The sequence below is a fragment of the Tahibacter harae genome (genome assembly GCF_024437735.1).
GTDB lineage: Bacteria > Pseudomonadota > Gammaproteobacteria > Xanthomonadales > Rhodanobacteraceae > Tahibacter > Tahibacter harae.
In genome coordinates, this window is sequence record NZ_JANFQO010000017.1 from 78898 (window position 1) to 99291 (window position 20394).

Genomic DNA, 20394 nt, shown 5'->3' on the forward strand with positions numbered 1-20394 from the left:
AGCAAGCCCCGATCAAGCCGACGAAATGCCGACGCCGATCAGCGCAACGGCAACCGCCACGGCCAGACCGGCAACACCCGGCGCCCGCGTACTGATGGTCCAGGGCACCACCTCCGATGCCGGCAAGAGCACCCTGGTCGCCGGCCTGTGCCGCTGGCTGCGCCGGCGCGGCGTGGCGGTGGCGCCGTTCAAGCCGCAGAACATGGCGCTCAATTCCGCCGTTACCGTCGACGGCGGCGAGATCGGCCGCGCCCAGGCCCTGCAGGCCCAGGCCGCGGGCCTGCCGGCGCATACGGACTTCAATCCGGTGCTGCTCAAGCCCAACAGCGACACCGGCGCCCAGGTCATCATCCACGGCCGCGCCGTGGCCAACATGCATGCCGTCGCCTATCACGACTACAAGCGCATCGCGCTGGAGGCCGTGCTCGCCTCGCACCGCAGGCTGTGCGCGCAGTACCGCGCCGTCGTGGTCGAAGGCGCCGGCAGCCCGGCCGAGATCAACCTGCGCGCCAACGACATCGCCAACATGGGCTATGCCGAAGCGGTGGACTGCGACGTGATCCTGGTCGCCGACATCGACCGCGGCGGCGTGTTCGCCCATCTGGTCGGCACCCTGGCCCTGCTCTCGCCCAGCGAACAGGCGCGCGTGCGCGGCTTTGTCATCAACCGCTTCCGCGGCGACCTGTCCCTGCTGCAACCCGGGCTGGACTGGCTGGAACGCGAAACCGGCAAGCCCGTGCTGGGCGTGCTGCCCTATCTGCACGGTCTGGATCTCGATGCCGAGGACGCCCTGCCCCGCGACCCGGGCCGCGCCGGCGCGCGCCTGCGCGTGATCGCGCCGGCCCTGCCGCGCATCAGCAACCATACCGATTTCGATGCGCTGCGCCTGCATCCGGACGTGGCCTTCGAGTTCATAGGCCCGCAGCAGGCCATACCCGGCGCCGACCTGATCGTGCTGCCCGGCTCCAAGTCGGTGCGCGCCGACCTGGCCTGGCTGCGCGCCAACGGCTGGCAAGCGGCGATCCAGCGCCATCTGCGCCTGGGCGGCAAGCTGCTGGGCATCTGCGGCGGCCTGCAGATGCTGGGCCGCCGCATCGCCGATCCGCTGGGCCTGGAAGGCGCGGCCGGCAGCAGCGAGGGCCTGGGCCTGCTCGATCTGGAAACCACGCTGGAAGCGCAGAAACAACTGCGCAATGTAGACGGCGAACTGCGCCTGGGCGACCACGTCGCGCCGGTGCGCGGCTACGAGATCCACTGCGGCGTGAGCCGCGGCGCGGCGCTGCGGCAGGCGCCGGTGCAGTTGTCCGACGGCCGCGCCGACGGCGCCTGTTCCGCCGACGGCCAGGTCATCGCCACCTATCTGCACGGCCTGTTCGACCACCCCGCCGCCTGCGCCGCGCTGCTGCGCTGGGCCGGGCTGGAACACGCTGTCGCGCCGGACCGCGACGCACTGCGCGAACAGGCGCTGGAACGCCTGGCCGACGCGGTGGAAACCCACCTGGACCTGGCCGCGCTGGAGCGCCTGCTAGGCCTGACCGTCACGGAGCCGCCATGCGCACCCTGATCCTCGGCGGCGCCCGCTCGGGCAAGAGCGCCCTGGCCGAACGCCTGGCCGCCAGCCACGACGCCGTGCTCTACATCGCCACCGCCGCGGCCGGCGACGACGAGATGGCCGCGCGCATCCAGCACCACCGCGCGCGCCGCCCGGCCCACTGGGGCCTGAGCGAGACGCCGCTGGCGCTGGGCGCGGCTTTGCGCCGCGAAGCCCGCGCCGGCCGCTGCCTGCTGGTCGACTGCCTCACCCTGTGGCTGAGCAACCTGCTCTGCCGCGACGACGCCGCACTGTTCGCGGCCGAGCGCGCGGAACTCCTCGATGCGCTGGCGCAGCTGCCGGGCGAACTCGTCCTGGTCAGCAATGAGGTCGGCCAGGGCGTGGTGCCGCTGGGCGAGCTGAGCCGGCGCTTCGTCGACGAAGCCGGCCGCCTGCACCAGGACATCGCCGCGCGCTGCGAGCGCGTCATCCTTACCGTCGCCGGCCTGCCGCTGGTACTCAAAGGAACTCTGTGACATGGACAATTTCGCCTGGCTGCACCAGCCCATCGCCGCACCCGATGAAACCGCCCGCGCCGCCGCGCTCGCACGCCAGGGCGTGCTGACCAAGCCGCCCGGCGCGCTGGGCGAGCTGGAACAGCTCGCCGTCACCCTGGCCGCGCTGCAGCGGCGCGAACGGCCGGCGCTGCAGCGCGTGCAGATCAGCGTGTTCGCCGCCGACCACGGCATCGCCGCGGAAAACGTGTCGGCCTTTCCGCAGGCCGTGACCGGCGAGATGGTGCGCAATTTCGCCGCCGGCGGCGCGGCCATCAGCGTGCTCGCGCGCGAACTCGGCGCGACGCTGGAAGTGGTGCACCTGGGCACGGTCAACGATCCCGGCCCGCTGCCCGGCGTGCGGCGCGACTGGATCGCCGCGTCCAGCACCAGCTTCCTGCACGCCGCCGCGATGGATCCGTCCCAGCTCGCCCAAGCCCTGGCCGCCGGCCGCGCCAGCATCGCCGCGGCCGTTGAAAACCGGACGGAATTATTCATCGGCGGCGAAATGGGCATCGCCAACACCACCGCCGCCACCGCCCTGGCCTGCGCCCTGATCGACGCCAGCCCGCTGGAACTGGCCGGCGCCGGCACCGGCCTGGATGCAGCGGGCATACGCCACAAGGCCGAGATCGTCACGCAGGCCGTGGCCTTCCACCGCGCCTTTGCCGTGGATCCGCTGGAATCGCTGCGCCGCCTCGGTGGTTTCGAGATCGCCGCACTGGCCGGCGCGTACATCGCCGCGGCCCAGGCCGGTGTGGCCGTGCTCGTGGACGGCTTCATCAGCTCGGTCGCCGCGCTGGCCGCGGTGCGCATCAATCCGGCCTGCCGCGACTGGCTGCTGTTCGCCCACCAGTCGGCCGAACGCGGCCACGCGCGCGTACTGGAGGCGCTGGAGGCGAGGCCGCTGCTCAGCCTGGGCCTGCGCCTGGGCGAAGGCAGCGGCGCCGCCGCCGCGCTGCCCCTGCTGCGCCTGGCCTGCGCGCTGCACGCGGGCATGGCGACGTTCGAGCAGGCCGGCGTTTCTGCAAAATCCTGATGCGGCTCACCCTGATGCGCCACGGCGCCACCGGCCAGCCCAGCTACCGCGGCCGCATCGACGACCCGCTCAGTGCCCTGGGTTGGGAACAGTCGCACGCCGCCGTAGCTGGGCTCGGATGGGATTTCATCGTTTCCTCCACACTGCGGCGTTGTGCGGAATTTGCCGCGCAGCTCAGCGCCACGCGCGGCATTCCGCTGTGCCCGGACGTACGCCTGGTCGAATACGACTTCGGTGCCTGGCAGGGTGTTACGGTGGCGCAACTGGAGCGCGAGCAACCCAGCGCCCTGGCCGCCTATCGCGCCGATCCGCAGCGCTGCCCGCCGCCTCAGGGTGAAGATTTCGCCGCCTTCGGCCGGCGTATCGCCGCGGCGCTGGACCAGGCCGTGGAGACAGCCCTGGCCAGTGGGCACCGGCGCGTGCTGGTGCTGACCCACGGCGCTGTGATCCGCTGGGTGCAATGTCACCTGGCCGCCCTGCCCTTCGGCGCCATGGCCGAGACCAGCATCGCCAATGCCTCGCTGCACGCCGTCGCCTGGCCGCGCGCCGCATCGCCGGAGCCGCGGATCCCTGCCGCCTGATCACCGCACGCCGCGGCGTCTCCCAGCCGGCCGGCACGCCGAGACTGTGTCCCAAGTACGACGCGGCGCGGGACGACTATGTGCTGTTCCTCGCCGGTCCCAACGGCAAGTTCCCCTGTTCGACCACCAGCGACGGCTACACCAGCGGCAATTACCAGCCCGTCGCCGGCATCGGCTGGATCGACTGCGCCGATCCGCCGGGCGATCCGCAGCTGGTCTGTGCAGTGGGAGGTTTCCTGCACCTGTACAGAGCACGGCATACGCGGCAGCACTGCGGCGCCTGAGTACACCGCCGCAATCCCCGCCGACGAAACTCAACGCAGGAATCGACGACTCCTGCGCTGGTGCAGCAGCCTTGCCGAACCGGCCGCCGGAAACCGCAGGGAGAGCCGACACCCTCCCCCGCGGCAAGCCGCCGTGAACGGCGCGGCTCAGAATGCCGGGACCTGGTAATCATCGGCAAAGATGCGGTCCGGATCGCCGTAGACGCGCAGGATGGCGAAATCCGTCTGTGCGGTGCCGGCGCGCAGGGCGTAGCCGGCGACGACCAGGTTGCCCCACACATCCACCGCCATCGACGTCGATTCGTCGGTCGTTGTCGACACCGTCACCGCCTTGCGTCCCTGGTCGCCGAAGGGCACATCGACAAGGCCGTTCGCATCCAGGCGCACCACGAAGAAATCCTTCTGCGGCGTGCTGCCGACGATCTGCGTTGCATAGCCCGAAGCGACGATCTTGCCATTGCCCTGCAGCGCCATCGCGGCGGGCTCGTCATAGCGCGACGAGTCGCTGAGCTTGACCAGGGTGCGGCCGTTGCTGCCAAAACTCATATCGGCATCGCCGTTGCGCTGGCGGCGCAGGAAAGCCAGGCCGCGGTCGGTGCCGGGACCGACCAGCACCAGGCGGCCGGCGGCGTCGATGCGGCCGGCGCGCACTTCGGAAATGCCGCTGGCCACGCCGCCGGAGTTGGTCGCGGTCAGCAGCAGGCTGCCGCTGCGCACGCCGTTGTTGAGCGTGCCGAAGGTGGTGTCGAGCAGGCCGTCGCGGGTCAGGCGGACGACGAAGGCGTTGTTGGCCGAATCGGTATAGCCGGTAATGTTGATCGTGTCGTCCGACCAGAGATTGCCGCGCTGGTCCAGCGCAATGCCGGTGACGTAGTCGCTGGTCTGCCCGTTGTTGGCGTACTGGTTGCCCAGCACCACGTAGCCGGTGCCGCTGCCGCCGAAACCCGGGTCCAGGCGGCCGTCGGCGGTGAAGCGTGCGGCGGTCACGCGGCGATAATTGAAGTTGCCGTTGGGCACCAGCGTGTTGCCGATCATCACGATCTTGCCGTCGCTCTGCACGGCGAAATGGCGGCCTTCGTCGTGGAAGCTGGGACCGCGCACGTCCAGCCGCACCGAGCCCGTGCGGCCGCCGGCCGGGGCGTCGTCGCCGAAGCTGGTATCCGCACTGCCGTCGCGGCGGCGCTTGAACAGCACGAAATCCGAATAAGCGCCCGGCGCGATCACGCCGGCGGCGAGGATGCTGCCGTCGCGCAGCACTTTCACCGAATGGGCTTCGTCCACATTGCCGCTGACATCGAACATGACCAGGCCGTTGTTGCCGAAACTGCCGTCAAGGCGGCCGTCCGGCAGATAGCGCGCCAGGGCGAAATTGTCCGAGTATCCACCGCCCACATTCGGGCCGACCACGACGCCGGCGACGACGAAACGGCCGTCGCTCATGGTGTCGATCGCATTGATCCGGTCGTTGCGGTCATAGAAATCCGTGGTCAGCTTGCCGGTGCCGGCAAAACTGGGATCCAGTTCACCCGGCGGGCCCCACTGCGCCAGCAGCGGCGGCGCGACGAACAGAAGGGCGGCGGCGGCCAGTGCCTTGCGGCACCAGTGCAAACCGTACGGGGTATTCGTATGCTTCACGGTGGTTTCCTCGTCGAGTCCAGAAAACGCCTGCATTGCGTGCCGGGAGCACGCTGCAACGCTTGCCAGCCGAGGACGGGATAGCAGCCTGGATCCTGTCATCATCGGCACCGCCCCACGCTTTCCAAGGAGCACTACGCGTGACCGATCGCGATGATTCCAGCGCCGGAACCGGCACCGACCACGAAGTCACCCGCCTGCTGCTGGCCTGGAACCAGGGCCAGTCCGGCGCGGCGGACGAGCTGACCGAACTGGTCTACGCCCAGGTCCGCGCGATCGCCGGCAAGCACCTGCGCCAGTTCGACGGCGACGTGACCCTGGCACCGACGGAACTGGCCAACGAGCTGTTCCTGCGCCTGCTCGGCAAGGACATCGACTGGCGCGACCGGCGCCATTTCTTCGGCGTCGTAGTTGCAGCAATGCGCAATTTGCTCATCGACATGGCGCGCGCCCGCAGCAGCGAGAAGCGCGGCGGCGGGCAGATCCATCTGACCTTGTCCTCCGCCGCCGACCAGCCCGGCGAGACCAGCGAACCCGACCAGCTCAACGGCGCCCTGGACGAGCTGCGCACGCTGGATGCGCGCAAATGCGAGGTGATCGAGCTGACCTATTTCCTCGGCCTCAAGCGCGAGGAAATCGCCGCGACGCTGGACGTGTCCCTGGCCACGGTCGACCGCGAGCTGCGCTTCGCCCGCGCCTGGCTCAAGGAGAAGCTGCAGGCATGAACAATGCGCGCTGGCTGCGCCTGCAGCAGCTGTTCGACGCACTGGTGGAGCTGGCGCCCGAGGACCGCGCCGCCTGGCTGGCGCAGCAGCCCGACGAGGACGCGCTGAAGCAGGAAGCGCTGGCGCTGGTGCTGGCCGACGAACGCGACAGTGCCGCGGTCACGCGCCAGTTCGGCTCGGCCGTGGCGGAACTCGCCCCGGCGCCGGCCAGCGGCCTGATGCTGGGGCCGTACCGGCTGCTGTGCGAGATCGGCTCCGGCGGCATGGGGACGGTGTTCCTGGCCGAGCGCGCCGATGCGGAATTCGACCGCCAGGTCGCGATCAAGCTGATCCGCGGCATCCCCACGCGCGATGCGGCCGAACGCCTGCGCCGCGAGCGCCAGATCCTGGCCAAGCTGGAGCATCCGCACATCGCCCGCCTGCTCGACGGCGGCACCAGCCCGGACGGCCAGCCTTACCTGGTCATGGAATACGTCGCCGGCGAACCGATCACGCGCTGGTGCCGCGAGCAGCGCACGCCGCTGGCGGCGCGGCTGGAGCTGTTCCGCAAGGTCTGCCTGGCGGTGCAGTATGCCCACCAGCGTCTGGTCATACACCGCGACCTGAAACCCGCCAATGTGCTGGTGCGCCGCGACGGCGAACCGGCGTTGCTGGATTTCGGCATTGCCAAGCTGCTGGATCCCAACAGCAGCGGACGCCAGGAAGCCACCGGCGCACACTGGTTCACGCCGACCTATGCCAGCCCCGAGCAGCGCCGCGGCGAAGCGGTGAACACCGCCACCGATGTCTACGCCCTGGGCCTGCTGCTGTACGAAGTGCTCACCGAACAGGTGCCCGCGCCCGGCAGCGACGGCCATTTCCATGTGGGCCGGCCGCTGCGCGGCGACGGCACGCGCCTGCCGGCCGAGCTGGGGCTGATCGTGGGCCGCGCCACCCACCAGGATCCGGTGCGCCGCTACGCCTCGCCCGAAGCCCTGTCGGAAGACCTGCGCCGCTACCTGCGCGGCCGGCCCATCCTGGCCGCACCGGATAGCTGGTCCTACCGTACGGGCAAGTTCCTCAACCGCCATCCGCTGTCGGTGTTCGCGGCATGCCTGGCGCTGGTCGCCATTGCCCTGTTCACCGTGCGCCTGGCGGCCGAGCGCGACCGCGCCCTGCGCGCGGAAAAAGATGCACAAAGGGAATCCGCCACTTCGCGCCATGTGGTGGATTACCTGGTACGGCTGTTCGACGCGGCCGCACCGGAAAACGCCGGCAATACCAGCCTCTCGCCCAAGGAGCTGATCGACCGCGGCCAGCACGACATCGACACCCGCCTGGCCAACGAACCCGAGCAGCGCGCCCGCCTGCTGGCCGCCTTCGGCCGCATCTACACCGAGCTGGGCGATCCCGACAGCGCCGCCCTGGTCTACCGCAAGGCCGCCGAGGCCGAGCAACTGCTGGGCAACACGCGCCAGGAGGCGATCTACCTCAACCAGCTGGGCTATGTGCTGAACCTGGCCGAACGGCCCGAGGAAGCCGAGCCCGTGCTGCACCAGGCCCTGGCCAAGCTGCAGGCGCTGGATCCGCCCGAGCCGCGCGAGCTGATCGACCTCTACGCCACCCTGTCCCTGGCCGAGTCGCGCCGCGGCGATCTGCGCACCGGCCTGGCCCATGCCCAGCAGACGCGCGAGCTGCTGCGCCAGTACAACATCAGCGACTACCTGCTGGTCACCCGCAGCCTGACCTCGCTGGCCGAGGCGCACATGCGCAACAACCAGCTGGCCGAGGCGGAACAGGCCGCACAGCAGGCGATAGACCTGCTGCGCCGCCACCTGCCGGCGGATTCGGCCGAAGTGGTGTCGGCGACCGGCTTCATGACCGACATCTACGAACGCCAGGAACGCCACGCCGACCGCGAGCGCCTGCTGCGCGAGATGCTGCAGACCCGCCTGCGCAATCTCGCGCCGGGCAGCGCCTGGGCCATCACCGCGCGCAACAACCTGGCCCAGGCGATCTACCTGCAGGGACGCATGCTGGAGGCCCTGCCGCTGTTCCGCGAGAACCTCGAGCACCTGCGCGCCAGCGGCCAGCAGGACAGCCCCAGCTATTCGATCACGCTGAACAACCTGGCCAGCCTGTCGGAACAGGCCGAGGATTTCGACAGCGCCATCCCGCTGTTCCGCGAAGCCTACGAAAACGAACTGCCCAAGCCCGGCAAGCCGCCCTCGCCGCGCCTGGCCATGTTCCGCCAGAACTACGGCCGCAGCCTGCTGCTGGCGGGCAAGCTGGACCAGGCCTGGCCGCTGCTCTCGGTGGAGATCGAGGAATCGATGGAGGGCAACACCGAGCGCGCCCGCCGCCTGCTGCACCTGGCCGAATGGATGCGCCGCAGCAACCAGCTGACCGAGGCCGCGCGCTATGCCAACCAGGCCGGCGCCGCCTTCGCCCAGTTCCTGCCGCCGGGGCATCCGCGCCACGCCGCCGTCGCCCGCGCGCGCGGCCTGATCCTGCGCGATCAGGGCCGCCTGGCCGAAGCCGCCGAACAGCTGCGCCAGGCGCTGGAGGTGCTGCGCAAGGCCAACGGGCCGCAATCCAACACCACGCTGGAATGCCAGGTGCAGCTGGCGCAGGTGCTGGCCTCGGCCGGCGCGCGGACGGAAGCCCTTGCCCTGTTGCAGCCCATCCAGGGCGCGCTGGAACAGCACTTCGTCAAGAACGCGCCGCTGCTGCGCCAGCAGGCCCGTCTGCTGGCGCAACTACAGTCGTCCTGAGCCCAGCGTGTAAGCTCACGGCTGCCGGCCGGCAAGGCCGGCGCCGACCGAAGGAACGATCGCCGTCCGCATGAGCCGCAGCCCGCCTCCCAGTTTCCTCTGGCACGACTACGAAACCACCGGCGCGGATCCGCGCCGCGACCGTCCCAGCCAATTCGCCGCCCAGCGCACCACGCTGGATCTGCAACCGCTGGGCGACCCGGTCGAATTCTTCTGCGCGCCCGCACCCGACGTGCTGCCGCATCCGCAGGCGGTATTGATCACCGGCATCACGCCCCAGCGCATGCAGCGCGAAGGCCTGAACGAGGCCGCCTTCGCCGCCCGCGTGCACGAGGAAATGGCCGCGCCGGGCACCTGCGTAGTCGGCTACAACTCGCTGCGCTTCGACGACGAATTCACCCGCCACCTGCTTTACCGCAATTTCTACGAGCCCTACGCGCGCGAGTGGGAGAACGGCAATTCGCGCTGGGACCTGATCGACCTGGTACGCCTGTGCTATGCGCTGCGCCCGCAGGGCGTGAACTGGCCGCTGCGCGAGGACGGCACGCCCAGCTTCCGTCTGGAAGACCTGGCCACGGCCAACCGGCTGCAGCAGGAACGTGCCCACGATGCGATGTCCGACGTACACGCGCTGATCGGTCTGGCCCGCCTGCTGCGCCAGGCCCAGCCGCGCCTGTTCGACTACTACTTCCAGCTGCGCCGCAAGCAGCGCGCCTTCGAACTGCTGGACGTAGCCCACCAGGTACCGGTGCTGCACGCTTCTTCGCGCTTTCCCGCCAGCCGCGGCTGCCTGGCCCTGGTGGTGCCGCTGGCCGCGCACGCGACCCAGCCCAATGCGGTCATCGTCTACGACCTGGACTGCGATCCCGTGCCGCTGCTGGAACTGGACGCCGCCGCCATCGCCGACCGCGTGTTCAGCCCGCGCGACGCCCTGCCCGAAGGCGTGGAGCGCATTCCGCTCAAGCTGGTGCACGCCAACCGCTCGCCGGCGCTGGCGCCGCTGTCGGCCCTGACCGGCGTGGATACCGCGCGCATCGGCCTGGACGTGGCGCGCTGCCAGGAGCACCTGGCCCGGCTGCGCGGCCACCCCGGGCTGGCGGTCAAGCTGCAGCAGGTGTTCGCCCAGCGCTACGACGAGGCCGCGCCCGATCCCGAGCTGGCCCTGTACTCCGGTTTCCTCAACGACGCCGACCGGCGCCTGCTGCGCGAAGTGCGCAGCACGCCGCCGGAGCAGCTGGCCGCGGCGCGCTTTCCGTTCCGCGATGCGCGCCTGCCCGAACTGCTGTGGCGCTACCGCGCGCGCAACTGGCCGCAGACGCTGGATGCCGCGGAAAGTGCACGCTGGCAGGAGTTCTGCCGGCGCCGCCTGGACAGCGCCACCGAACTCACCACGCTGACGCTGGAACAGTACTTTTCCACTCTCCAGCAAATGCGCGAAGACCCTGCCCTGGCCGTCCACGGCGCCCTGCTCGATGCGCTGCAGGACTACGGCCTGGAACGCCGCCGCGCGCTGGACTGAACAGCCACCTATCCCCTGTCCGAACCACGACCATGAGCGAATACTTCACCGCCGCCAGCTTCAAATACCTCGGCGACCTCGCGCGCAACAACAACCGCGACTGGTTCCTGGCCAACAAGCCGCGCTACGAGGCACAGATACGCACGCCCTTCCTCAACCTGCTCGGCGACCTGCAGGCGCCGCTGGCCAGGATCAGCCCGCACTACCGCGCCGATGTGCGCGGCCAGGGCGGCTCGCTGTTCCGCCAGCACCGCGATACGCGCTTCTCCAACGACAAGACCCCATACAAGACCTGGACCGGCGCGCGCCTGTTCCACGAACGCAGCAAGGGCATAGCCGCGCCCGTGTTCTACCTGCATATTCAGCCCGGCGCCTGCTTCGTCGGCGGCGGGCTGTGGCATCCCGAGGCGGACACGTTGAAAAAGATCCGCGAATTTCTCGCCGACAATCCGGCCGCGTGGAAGAAAGCAACCCAGTCCAAGGCTTTCCGCGACCACCTGGAACCCGGCGGCGAATCCCTGAGCCGGCCGCCGCGCGGCTTCGATCCGAACCACGAACTGATCGAGGACATCAAGCGCAAGGATTTCGTCGCTTCCGCCAGCTTCACCGATGCCGAAGTGATCTCCGCGGAATTCAAGCCGCGCGTGGTGGATACGCTGAAGCGGGTGGCGCCGATGATCGACTATCTGTGTGCGGCGATGGGGTTGGATTTCTGAGCGGAAAAAAGCCGGAACAGCTAGATACGCGGCGCATCGCCGGCGGCGATGCGCCGGTACTGCACCGGCGCATCCGCCTGCCCTGACTGCGCGGCCCCGCCATTTTCCACATATGTCTCGCTACGGCGGTAGCCGTTCTCACCCGAAAGTTCCAGCCAGAATGCCTGCTGATGCGACTTGCCCGCCAGCGCAAGATTGCCGCCGTCGCGCAGCTCAAAACTCAGCCTGCCGCCGGCATCGTCCACCAGCCTCAACCGCGGCTGTGTCCCCTGCGGGCAGTAGTGCGTGGCCAGCAGCTCGTCGCCGTCGACGTAGTAGACCGTGATCGATTCGCGTCCCGGCGCCAGCGCCCAGGTTTCCACCAGCACGGTGCCGCCGGCGCTGAAGCGGTAGTTGACCGTGTGGTGGCGGCCGTTGGCGAACTGGCCTTCCCAGTCGCCGGCGAGCTGGCCCAGGCGGGCGAAGGCGGCTTGTGCGTCCGCAGCAAAAGCCGATGAGGAACACAGCGGCAGCAGTGCCAGCGCGGCGACGATCAATACCTGTCGCAGTCGTGCAGTGGAATAGGTGGACATGCGGTTTTCCCCCGAGATACCGGTTTTTCCCGGCGCAATGCCGCAGTCTGCCGGCAACCGCCCGCGGCGGCGGCGCCGTTTCTGCTGCGCTGCGCCAGGCCGTGGCAAGTACGCGCCGCAGGGAATCGCGGCTCGTGTATACCTTGCGACACTTCCCAAAGGGACATGAAACGAACGTTTGACACTCGCTTATGCCGGTTGCTAATTTGCGTCCGCCGCGGGGCGGGTGCGGGAGGGCATCCACCGGCGGATCGACCTTTTCGTGCTCCGGCTTCTGCCCGGTAGCGGCATGGACGCTCACCCTGTACCCGGCAAGGCCGCAGCCTGACCGCGGCTCGATTTCCAACCGCCCGAGCCGCATCGGGAGGATCAATGCTTCGTCTTGCTCTGGCGCTCTCGCTCGCCCTGGGAGCCGCCGCCACCGCTACTGCCGCCACCGGCGTCGCCTTCGTGCACGGCACCGGCAAACAGACCAATGCACTCAACGACTACTGGGGCGCCGATTTCGTCAATTCGGTGCGCCAGGGACTGCCGGACCAGTCCAAGTACGTCGTCATCAACTGCGATTTTGAACAGTACATGTGGGACAGCCGCGCCGCCGGCTGCCTGGCCGGCCAGCTCACCAGCTTCATCAACAGCGCGGGCATCACCGACCTGGTGGTCATCACGCATTCCAACGGCGGCAATGTCATGCGCTGGATCCTGTCCAATCCGACTTACGACAGCCGCTATCCCGCGATCATCTCCAAGATCCGCTGGGTCAACGCACTGGCCGCCTCCAGCGCCGGCACGCCGCTGGCCGATGCGGTCATGAACGGCAATGTGTTCGAGCAGGCGCTGGGCTGGATCCTGGGCTACAAGTCCGACGCCGTGCGCATGCAGCAGGTGGGCTGGATGGCGCAGTACAACCAGAACAATCTGCTCGGCACCACCGGCCGGCCGGCCCTGCCCAAGGGCTTCTGGAGCGTGGTCGGCACCGACGTGGATTCCTCGCCTTTCGACGGCGACAGCTGGTGCGGCGGCTATCACCTCAACGTCGGACTGGAGACCACGCAGAACTGGCTGGCCAGCTGCTCCGACGGCTTCCTCAATTGCACCAGCCAGCAGGCCGCAGGCCGGCTGTGGTTCCGCGACATCGACCGCATGGCGGGCTCCGAGCCGCTGTCCCACAACCAGAGCCGGCGCGCCTGCTTCGGCCTGGACCGCATCCTGCGCGACGATATCTGAGGAACCCGCCATGTCGAATCTGAAAACCGCGGCGCTGGCCGCGAGCCTGCTGCTGGCCCTCGCCGGCCTGGCCCAGGCGGCCGAACTGCGTCTTGCCGCCGCTGCCGCCGATGACCAGGTGGTCACCCGCCTCGTCGCCGCCGATCCCGGCGCGGCTGCTGCCGCGCTGGAACGCCAGCCGCTCAGCGCAGCCTGGGCGCTGGATCCGCAGCAGCCGCTGGCCGCCAGGCCCGAAGTCTTCGTGCAGGAAAGCCGCGAATACTGGCTCGACGCCAGCGAGGCCGAGCTGCAGCGCGGCGTGAGCCTGCCGACCACGGCCGCGGCCGCGCTGATCCGGATAAGCCCGCACAGCAACAATTCCACAAAGCTCGGCATCGACGACCTGGTCGTGCGCAGCGCCGCCGGCGAGTTCGACGGCCGCGCCGCCAGCCAGAGCCTGGCCGACACCGCCGCCCTGCGCGCCGCCGGCATGGACGTGTCCGAGGGTACGGTGATCGTGAAACTCGCGCCCGCCGTCGGCCAGGGCCGCATCGAGCTGGCTGCACCCGCGGCCCGCGGCAACTATCTGATCCACGTGTTTGAGCCGGCCAGCAAGAATGTGCTGAAGCTGGGCGCGGCGCGCGACAGCGTCGTCGCCGGCGACAGCCTGCGCATCAGCGCGAAACTCGACAGCGCCCGCGGCGAGAGCGCCAAGGGCCTGCTGACCGCGCCGGACGGCCACAGCCAGGCCTTCGAGTTCCGCCAGTTGCGCGACGGCAGCTGGCAGGCCGACGTGGTACCGGATGCGGCCCATGCGAACGGCCCCGGCCTGTGGGAAATCCATGCCTTCGCCAGCGGCAGCAGCGACGGCGCGCGCGTGCTGCGCGATGCCAAGACCGCGGTCGCGGTGGCCCGGCCCACGGCCCGCTTCAGCGGCGCGGTGGAAAACCTGATGAGCGCGCGCGGCACGGTGGAGCTGGGCGTGGGCATCGAGGTCGCCGGCGCCAGCCGCTACCAGCTCTCCGGCGTGCTGTACGGCACCGGCAAGGACGGCCTGCGCCGCCCCGCCGCCTATGCCCAGTCGGCCGCCTGGCTGGAAGCCGGCGCGCAGCGCCTGGTGCTGAAGTACGACGCCCAGAGCCTGGCCGCCGCCGGCCTCTCTGCGCCGTACGAGCTGCGCGACCTGCGCCTGGGCAACCAGGCCGACCAGACCACGCTGGAGCGCCGCGCCGTGGCGCTGGAACTGCGCTGAAGCCGCGCGGCCCGGCCTTGCCGGGCCGCCTCGGCGCCGCCGCGGACGGCTCCGCGGCGGCGCAATACCGTCGCGCCGGTTTGCGCCAGCCTACTTTTTTCCGTTCGCGGCGCCCGGCCCGCTTGTGGCACCCTTCCGCGCCATGAGCCATGCCGTTCCCCAGCTGCGCCTGTCCAGCTTTTACTTCATGTACTACGCCGTGCTCGGCGGGTTCACGCCCTACTGGAGCCTGTTCCTCAAGGACCGCGGCCAGGACGCGGCGGCGATAGGCGTGCTGATGAGCCTTTGGTACGCCACCCGCATCGTCGCGCCCAGCAGCTGGAACTGGCTGGCGGCGCGCTCGCCGCGGCCGATACGCTGGCTGCAGCTGGGCTGCTTCGCCAGCCTGGCCAGTTTCTGCGCGTTCCTGCTGCCGCTGGAATTCGCCGGACTGTTCCTGGCCATGTGCGTCTTTTGCTTTTTCCATAACGCAACAATGCCTCAATTCGAGGCGATCACGCTGTCGCATCTGCACGGCATCAGCGAACGCTACGGCGCGATCCGCGTGTGGGGTTCGATCGGCTTCATCGCCGTGGTCGCCCTGTTCGGCCTGCTGCTGGACCATCTGGCCGTGGCCTGGCTGCCGCTGCTGATGCTGCCGCTGCTGGCCGGCGTGGCCGGCTCCGCCCTGGTCAACGACTACGGCCCGGCCCAGCGCGACGCGCCGCCCGCGGCCGGCGCGGAATTCCGCCGCCGCCTGCGCCGGCCGGAGGTGATCGCCTTCTTCATTGCCTGCCTGCTGGTGCAGCTGTCGTTCGGGCCGCTGTACACCTTCTTCTCGCTGTACCTGGAACAGCACGGCTACAGGCCTTCGGCGCTGGGTGCGTTCTGGTCCATAGGCGTTGCGGTAGAAGTGCTGGTGTTCTTCCTGTCGCCGCGGCTGTTCGCGCGCTGGCCGGCACAGACCGTGCTGCTGGCGGCCATCGCCAGCGCCGCGCTGCGCTGGCTGGCCACGGCGCTGTTCCCGGATTCGGTGGCCGTGCTGACCCTGGCCCAGCTCACCCACGCGATCAACTTCGCCGCCTTCTTCGCCAGCGTGATGCAGCTGATGGCGCAGTACTTCCCCGGCCCGCTGGGCGGCCACGGCCAGGGCGTGTTCTACGGCTTTTCCTCGGGCATAGGCGGCGCGTTGGGCGCGCTGATCGCCGGACAGGCCTGGCGCCTGGGCGGCGGCGAGCTGGCATTTGAAATCGCCGCGCTGTTTTCAGCGATAGCGGCCTTCATCGTCTGGCGCTGGGTACGGCCCATTCCCGACGATCAGGCTTCGGCGAAGGCGTAGGCCAGCACCTCGCGGATATCGTCGGTGCCGGCCAGGCACATCAGTAGCCGCTCCACGCCCAGGGCCACGCCGGCGCAGCGCGGCATGCGGTCGAGCACGTCCAGCAGGTTCTCGTCCAGCGGCACCTCGGCAAGACCGCGCTCGCGCCGGCGCGCATTGTCGCGCTCGAAGCGGGCGCGCTGCTCGGCGGCGTCGTTGAGTTCGTGGTAGCCGTTGGCGAGTTCGTAGGGGCCCAGGTAGAGCTCGAAGCGTTCGGCGACGGGCGGCGTATCGCGACGTATGCGTGCCAGCGCGCACTGGCTGGCCGGGTAATCGTAGATCAAGGTGATGCGCTCGCGCGGAAACTGCGGCTGTATGCAGTGGGTTATCAGCAGATCCAGCCAATCATCGCGCACCAGCCCATCCGGCGTGATGGAGAACTCGGCCAATGGCGCAGCCAATGCGGCCTCGTCCGCCGTGAACGGGTCCAGAGCGAGGTATTCGCGGAAAAGTTCGCCGTAACTGTACGGCGCGATGGCGGCGCTGCGGCCGACCAGCGCCAGCGCGGCACCGACCAGGTCGCAGGTCTCCGCCAGCAGCGCGCGGTGATCCCAGCCGACCCGGTACCACTCCAGCATGGTGAATTCCGGATTGTGCCGCCGTCCCGCCTCGCCGTTGCGGAACACCCGGCCCAGTTCGTAGCAGTCGCCGACGCCCGCCGCGAGCAGGCGCTTGAGCGGAAATTCCGGCGAGGTGCGCAGCCAGCGCAGCGGTGGGCCGGCATCGCGGTGGCCGCTGAACTGCGTGGTGAAGCTTTCGATGTTCGCGTCGGTATTGCCGGCGCGGGAGAGGATGGGGGTTTCGACTTCGAGGACGTGGCGGGCGGCGAAGAAGTCGCGAATCAGGGCGTAGAGCCGCGCGCGGAGGTGGAGGTTTCCGCGCGGGCCGCCGCGAAAACCCTTCGCCGCGGCTGACTGAGACGCCGCCCCCTCACCCCAACCCTCTCCCCCAAGCGGGGCTTGGGGGAGAGGGCTAGCCTTGGCGGGTGGTTGCGATGAGGTGTTGGCCGTGGCGTCCAGTTCGCGAGAATCAATCGTTGGCTCGGATTCGATCACTGGATTCTGCGGCACAACACCATCATCGGACTCGATTGCCGGATCCTTCGATGCAGCAGCATCCATAGCACGCTGCATGCGCTCGCGGCTCCCTCTCCCCCGGCTGCGCCGGGGGAGAGGGTTGGGGTGAGGTGGCAACGCATCAGATAGCTTCACCGCTATTTCTGCCAACACATCTTCCAGCCGCTCGGAAACCTCGTTGTTCCAGAAACGCAGAACCCGAAACCCCATTCCCTGCAGAAACTCCGTGCGCTGCGCATCGTAGACGACATCATCCGCATGCTGCCCTCCATCCAGCTCAACGGCCAGATACCGCTCCCGGCAGACAAAATCCACGATAAACCCGCCCATCGCATGTTGCCGGCGAAACTTGAAACCCAGCTGCCCATGACGCAGACGATCCCAGATCACCCGTTCCGCAACCGTCGGCTCCCGGCGCGTGGCTTTGGCATGATCCACCCTCACTGCTCCGCCAGAAACGCCACCAGCTGCGCCTCGTCCCAGACCTCGATGCCAAGCTCGGTGGCTTTTTCCAGCTTTGAACCCGCCCCCGGCCCGGCGACAACAAAGTCGGTTTTCTTGGAGACGCTGCCGGAAACCTTGGCGCCCAGGGCTTCGAGTCTGTCCTTGGCTTCGTCGCGGCCCATGCTTTCCAGGGTGCCGGTCAGCACCACGGTCTTGCCGGCCAGGACGCCCTGGCTGGTGCGCTGGGGTTCGCTCTCGGTCCAGCGGATGCCGGCGGCGCGCAGGTCGGCGACGACCTGGCGGTTATGCGCCTCGGCGAAGAACGTGGTGATGCGGCGGGCGACGACCACGCCCACGTCGGGAATCTGGCACAGCTCGGCTTCGGTCGCGGCGATCAGCGCATCCAGACCGCCGAACCAGCGCGCCAGCAGCTTGGCGGTGGATTCGCCCACATCGCGTATGCCCAGGGCGAACAGGAAGCGCTCCAGCGTGGTGCTGCGGCTGCGGTCTATGGCTTCGAGCAGGTTTTCGGCCCAGCGCGTGGCCACTTTTCCCTTTTTCACGGTTTCCGGCACGTTGCCCGCGCGTTCCTGGCTGAGCCGGCGCAGTTCGGTCAGGTCGTCCAGCTGCAGGCTGTAGAGTTCGGCCGGGCTCTGCAGCGGCCGCGCTTCACCATCACGGCGCAGGAACGGCAGTTCGACCATGTCGTCGATGATCTCGCCGCCCAGACCTTCGATATCCATGGCGCGGCGCGCGGCGAAGTGGAACAGGGCTTCCTTGCGCTGAGCCGGACAGAACAGCCCGCCGCTGCAGACCCAGGCCACGCCTTCCTCGTATTCGATGCCAGCCTTGGTCTGCTTCTTCACCTTCTGCACCCGCACCAGGGCGGAATGGCACACCGGGCATTCCTGCGGGAACTGCCAGGGCTCGGCACCTTGCGGGCGGCGCTCGGGTATTACCTTGACGATCTCGGGAATCACGTCGCCGGCGCGGCGCACGATGACGGAATCGCCTATGCGCATGTCCAGGCGCGCGATCTGGTCGGCATTGTGCAAGGTCACGTTGCTGACGGTGACGCCGGCCACCTGCACGGGCTTGAGCCGCGCCACCGGCGTGGCCGCGCCGGTGCGGCCGATCTGGATTTCTATGGCCAGCAGCTCGGTGGCCTGCTCCTGCGCCGGATACTTGTGTGCGATGGCCCAGCGCGGCGCACGCGAGACGAAGCCCATGCGGCGCTGGCCGGCATAGTCGTCGAGCTTGTAGACCACGCCGTCGATGTCGTACGGCAGGCTGTCGCGCAGCTCGCCTATGCGCTTGTAGTAGGCGATCAGGCCGTCGAAGCCGCGCGCGGTGGCCACCTCGGGCGAGATCGGAAAACCCCATTCGCGCAGCTGGCGCAGCGCGGCGCTGTGGCGTTCGCCCAGGTTCTGCTCCGGCGCGGCCGGCAGATGAACTGCATAGGCGTAGAACGCCAGCGGCCGCCTGGCGGTTTCCTGCGGATTCTTCTGCCGCAGGCTGCCGGCGGCGCCGTTGCGCGGATTGGCCAGGGTCTTCTCGCCGTTCTCCCGGGCGCGTTCGTTGTAGGCGAGGAAATCCGCCCGCGGCATGTAGACCTCGCCGCGCACTTCCAACTGCGCCGGCCAGCCTTCGCCGCGCAGGCGCAGCGGCACGGTCTTGAGCGTGCGCAGGTTGGCGGTCACATCCTCGCCCTTGGTGCCGTCGCCGCGGGTGGCGCCGCGCACGAAGGCGCCGTCCTCGTAGCGCAGGCTGATGGCCAGGCCGTCGAGCTTGGGCTCCACCGAGAATTCCGGCGCCTCGATGCCCAGCGTGGTCTCTATGCGGCGCACGAAATCGACGATCTCGGCATAGCGGCCCGCATCGTCTTCGGCGCTGACATCGTCGAAGGCGTTGGACAGCGACAGCATGGGAATGTCGTGGATCACCTCGGGCAGGCCGCGCGAGCCGGCGGCGCCGACGCGCATGGTCGGCGAGTCTTCGGTCTGCAGCTCCGGAAATTCGGTCTCCAGCGCGATCAGTTCGCGCAGCAGCGCGTCATAGTCGGCATCGGGAATGCTGGGATCGTCCAGCACGTGGTAGCGGTAGTTGTGTTCGGCCAGTTCGGCGCGCAACTGGGCGGCGCGGCGGGCGGGATCGGCGGTCATGCGGGGCTCGGGCAATCAGGGTGTCAGAGGCACAAGTCTAGCAACCGGTTGCGCGATTCCGTGCAGTGCGGAATGCTTGCCCGACTTCACGGAGAGCTGACCATGGCGAAGAAGGGCTGGGCTGCGTTCCCCCATGCCGACAAGGCATACGACTACGCCGGCGACAAGCTGGCGAAATCCTGGAAGAGCCTGCATGCGGGCGACCAGGAGCCGTTCCCCGACGAAAAACACCTGGCCAAACTGCTCAAGGCCAATCCCAAGCTGGGCAAGGACGCGGCCGCTGCGGCCGAAGCCCTGCAGGATGCCTGGCGCGCCTTCCACCGCGGCGATTTCGAGGCCGCGTTCGACCAGGGCAAGGCGCTCAAGGCGCTGGGCGCCTCGGTCGCGATCAAGGCCGGCGGCATCCACGCAACCTATCTGGTCGAGGCCGAAAAGGAAAAGCTGGCGCGCTACGAAGCCCTCGCCGCCCTGGCCGAGGAAGCCATCGCCGCCCTGCCCGGCGAAGCCAACAGCCATTACCGGCGCGCCTTCGCCATAGGCCGCTACAGCCAGTGCATCTCCATCACCAAGGCGCTGGCCCAGGGCCTGGCCGGCAAGGTCAAGGAATCGCTGGATGCAACCCTGGAAATCGCGCCGAAGCACGCCGAGGCGCAGACGGCGCTGGGCCTCTACCACGCCGAGATCGTCGGCAAGGTCGGCGGCATGCTGGCCAAGCTGACCTACGGCGCCAGCGCGGCCACGGCGGAAAAACATCTGAAGGAAGCGACCAAACTCACGCCGGATTCGCCCATCGCCTGGATCGAATACGGCAACGGCCTGTTGCTGCTGCACGGCGAAAAACAGGAAGACGCGGTCGCCGAAGCCTATGCCAAGGCGGCCAAGCTCAAGCCGCGCGATGCCATGGAAGCGCTGGACGCCGCCTGGGCCAAGGAACAGCTGGCCTGAAACCGGCGCCGCCCCGTCCGGCCCGTCCCGCCGGCGGGGCTGC

17 protein-coding genes and 1 pseudogene are annotated in these 20394 nt (G+C 69.0%); 13 read left to right on the forward strand and 5 right to left on the reverse strand.

Annotated features, from left to right (window positions below; genetic code table 11):
- The first annotated feature begins 25 nt into the window (after window positions 1–25).
- The 5 genes from NM961_RS17260 to NM961_RS17280 all read left to right on the forward strand — a co-directional run bounded on the left by NM961_RS17260 (window position 26) and on the right by NM961_RS17280 (window position 3989).
- The gene (locus tag NM961_RS17260) at window positions 26–1564 is read left to right on the forward strand and encodes a cobyric acid synthase (protein WP_343231926.1); all 1539 of its coding nucleotides are present in this window, start codon (window positions 26–28) and stop codon (window positions 1562–1564) included.
- Complete coding sequence (gene cobU / locus NM961_RS17265; protein WP_255915657.1) at window positions 1552–2067, forward strand: bifunctional adenosylcobinamide kinase/adenosylcobinamide-phosphate guanylyltransferase; 516 nt, start codon at window positions 1552–1554, stop codon at window positions 2065–2067. Before NM961_RS17260 ends, cobU begins: the two co-directional genes overlap by 13 nt.
- A 1-nt stretch (window position 2068) precedes the next feature.
- Window positions 2069–3124: a nicotinate-nucleotide--dimethylbenzimidazole phosphoribosyltransferase gene (cobT, locus tag NM961_RS17270; protein WP_255915658.1), complete on the forward strand. Its 1056-nt coding sequence runs from the start codon at window positions 2069–2071 to the stop codon at window positions 3122–3124.
- A complete protein-coding gene (locus tag NM961_RS17275; RefSeq protein WP_305119228.1) occupies window positions 3124–3705 on the forward strand; it encodes a histidine phosphatase family protein in 582 nt (193 codons plus the stop codon). Before cobT ends, NM961_RS17275 begins: the two co-directional genes overlap by 1 nt.
- 80 nt (window positions 3706–3785) lie before the next feature.
- Entirely contained in the window at window positions 3786–3989 is a 204-nt protein-coding gene (locus tag NM961_RS17280) for a hypothetical protein (RefSeq protein ID WP_255915659.1), read from the forward strand.
- A gap of 147 nt (window positions 3990–4136) precedes the next feature.
- On the opposite strand, the gene NM961_RS17285 is transcribed toward NM961_RS17280, so the two are convergent.
- Entirely contained in the window at window positions 4137–5624 is a 1488-nt protein-coding gene (locus tag NM961_RS17285) for a delta-60 repeat domain-containing protein (protein WP_255915660.1), read from the reverse strand.
- Between the two features lie 140 nt (window positions 5625–5764).
- Here NM961_RS17285 and NM961_RS17290 point away from each other — a divergent pair, with 140 nt between their 5' ends.
- The 4 genes from NM961_RS17290 to NM961_RS17305 all read left to right on the forward strand — a co-directional run bounded on the left by NM961_RS17290 (window position 5765) and on the right by NM961_RS17305 (window position 11337).
- Window positions 5765–6349: an ECF-type sigma factor gene (locus NM961_RS17290; protein ID WP_255915661.1), complete on the forward strand. Its 585-nt coding sequence runs from the start codon at window positions 5765–5767 to the stop codon at window positions 6347–6349.
- The gene (locus NM961_RS17295; RefSeq protein WP_255915662.1) at window positions 6346–9102 is read left to right on the forward strand and encodes a serine/threonine-protein kinase; all 2757 of its coding nucleotides are present in this window, start codon (window positions 6346–6348) and stop codon (window positions 9100–9102) included. The genes NM961_RS17290 and NM961_RS17295 overlap by 4 nt, the downstream gene beginning before the upstream one ends.
- A gap of 70 nt (window positions 9103–9172) precedes the next feature.
- Complete coding sequence (sbcB, locus tag NM961_RS17300) at window positions 9173–10621, forward strand: exodeoxyribonuclease I (RefSeq protein WP_255915663.1); 1449 nt, start codon at window positions 9173–9175, stop codon at window positions 10619–10621.
- Window positions 10622–10653: 32 nt separating this feature from the next.
- Window positions 10654–11337: a DUF2461 domain-containing protein gene (locus NM961_RS17305; RefSeq protein WP_255915664.1), complete on the forward strand. Its 684-nt coding sequence runs from the start codon at window positions 10654–10656 to the stop codon at window positions 11335–11337.
- A 20-nt stretch (window positions 11338–11357) separates the two neighbouring features.
- Here NM961_RS17305 and NM961_RS17310 read toward each other — a convergent pair whose 3' ends face one another.
- Window positions 11358–11909 carry a hypothetical protein gene (locus NM961_RS17310; RefSeq protein WP_255915665.1) on the reverse strand — a complete coding sequence of 184 codons (552 nt, stop codon included), beginning with the start codon at window positions 11907–11909 and terminating at the stop codon, window positions 11358–11360.
- A 372-nt stretch (window positions 11910–12281) separates the two neighbouring features.
- On the opposite strand from NM961_RS17310, the gene NM961_RS17315 reads away from it, so the two are divergent.
- The 3 genes from NM961_RS17315 (at window position 12282) to NM961_RS17325 (ending at window position 15685) form a co-directional block, all read left to right on the forward strand.
- On the forward strand, window positions 12282–13136 hold the full coding sequence (locus NM961_RS17315; protein ID WP_255915666.1) for a Fes1 domain-containing protein: 855 nt from the start codon (window positions 12282–12284) through the stop codon (window positions 13134–13136).
- Window positions 13137–13146: 10 nt separating this feature from the next.
- The gene (locus tag NM961_RS17320) at window positions 13147–14367 is read left to right on the forward strand and encodes a DUF4785 domain-containing protein (protein ID WP_255915667.1); all 1221 of its coding nucleotides are present in this window, start codon (window positions 13147–13149) and stop codon (window positions 14365–14367) included.
- A gap of 142 nt (window positions 14368–14509) precedes the next feature.
- Window positions 14510–15685 (forward strand): MFS transporter, encoded by a 1176-nt coding sequence (locus NM961_RS17325; protein ID WP_255915668.1) that lies wholly within the window; start codon window positions 14510–14512, stop codon window positions 15683–15685.
- Here the strand turns inward: NM961_RS17325 and epmA are convergent.
- The 3 genes and pseudogenes from epmA to ligA all read right to left on the reverse strand — a co-directional run bounded on the left by epmA (window position 15664) and on the right by ligA (window position 19406).
- Entirely contained in the window at window positions 15664–16569 is a 906-nt protein-coding gene (epmA, locus tag NM961_RS17330; protein ID WP_439334226.1) for an EF-P lysine aminoacylase EpmA, read from the reverse strand. The genes NM961_RS17325 and epmA overlap by 22 nt on opposite strands.
- A 369-nt stretch (window positions 16570–16938) precedes the next feature.
- Window positions 16939–17244: pseudogene (locus tag NM961_RS17335) on the reverse strand (endonuclease domain-containing protein); the annotation flags it as partial.
- Entirely contained in the window at window positions 17241–19406 is a 2166-nt protein-coding gene (gene ligA / locus NM961_RS17340) for an NAD-dependent DNA ligase LigA (RefSeq protein WP_255915669.1), read from the reverse strand. The gene ligA and the pseudogene NM961_RS17335, both read right to left, overlap by 4 nt.
- Window positions 19407–19478: 72 nt before the next feature.
- On the opposite strand from ligA, the gene NM961_RS17345 reads away from it, so the two are divergent.
- Entirely contained in the window at window positions 19479–20351 is an 873-nt protein-coding gene (locus NM961_RS17345; RefSeq protein ID WP_255915670.1) for a hypothetical protein, read from the forward strand.
- The last annotated feature ends 43 nt before the right edge of the window (window positions 20352–20394 follow it).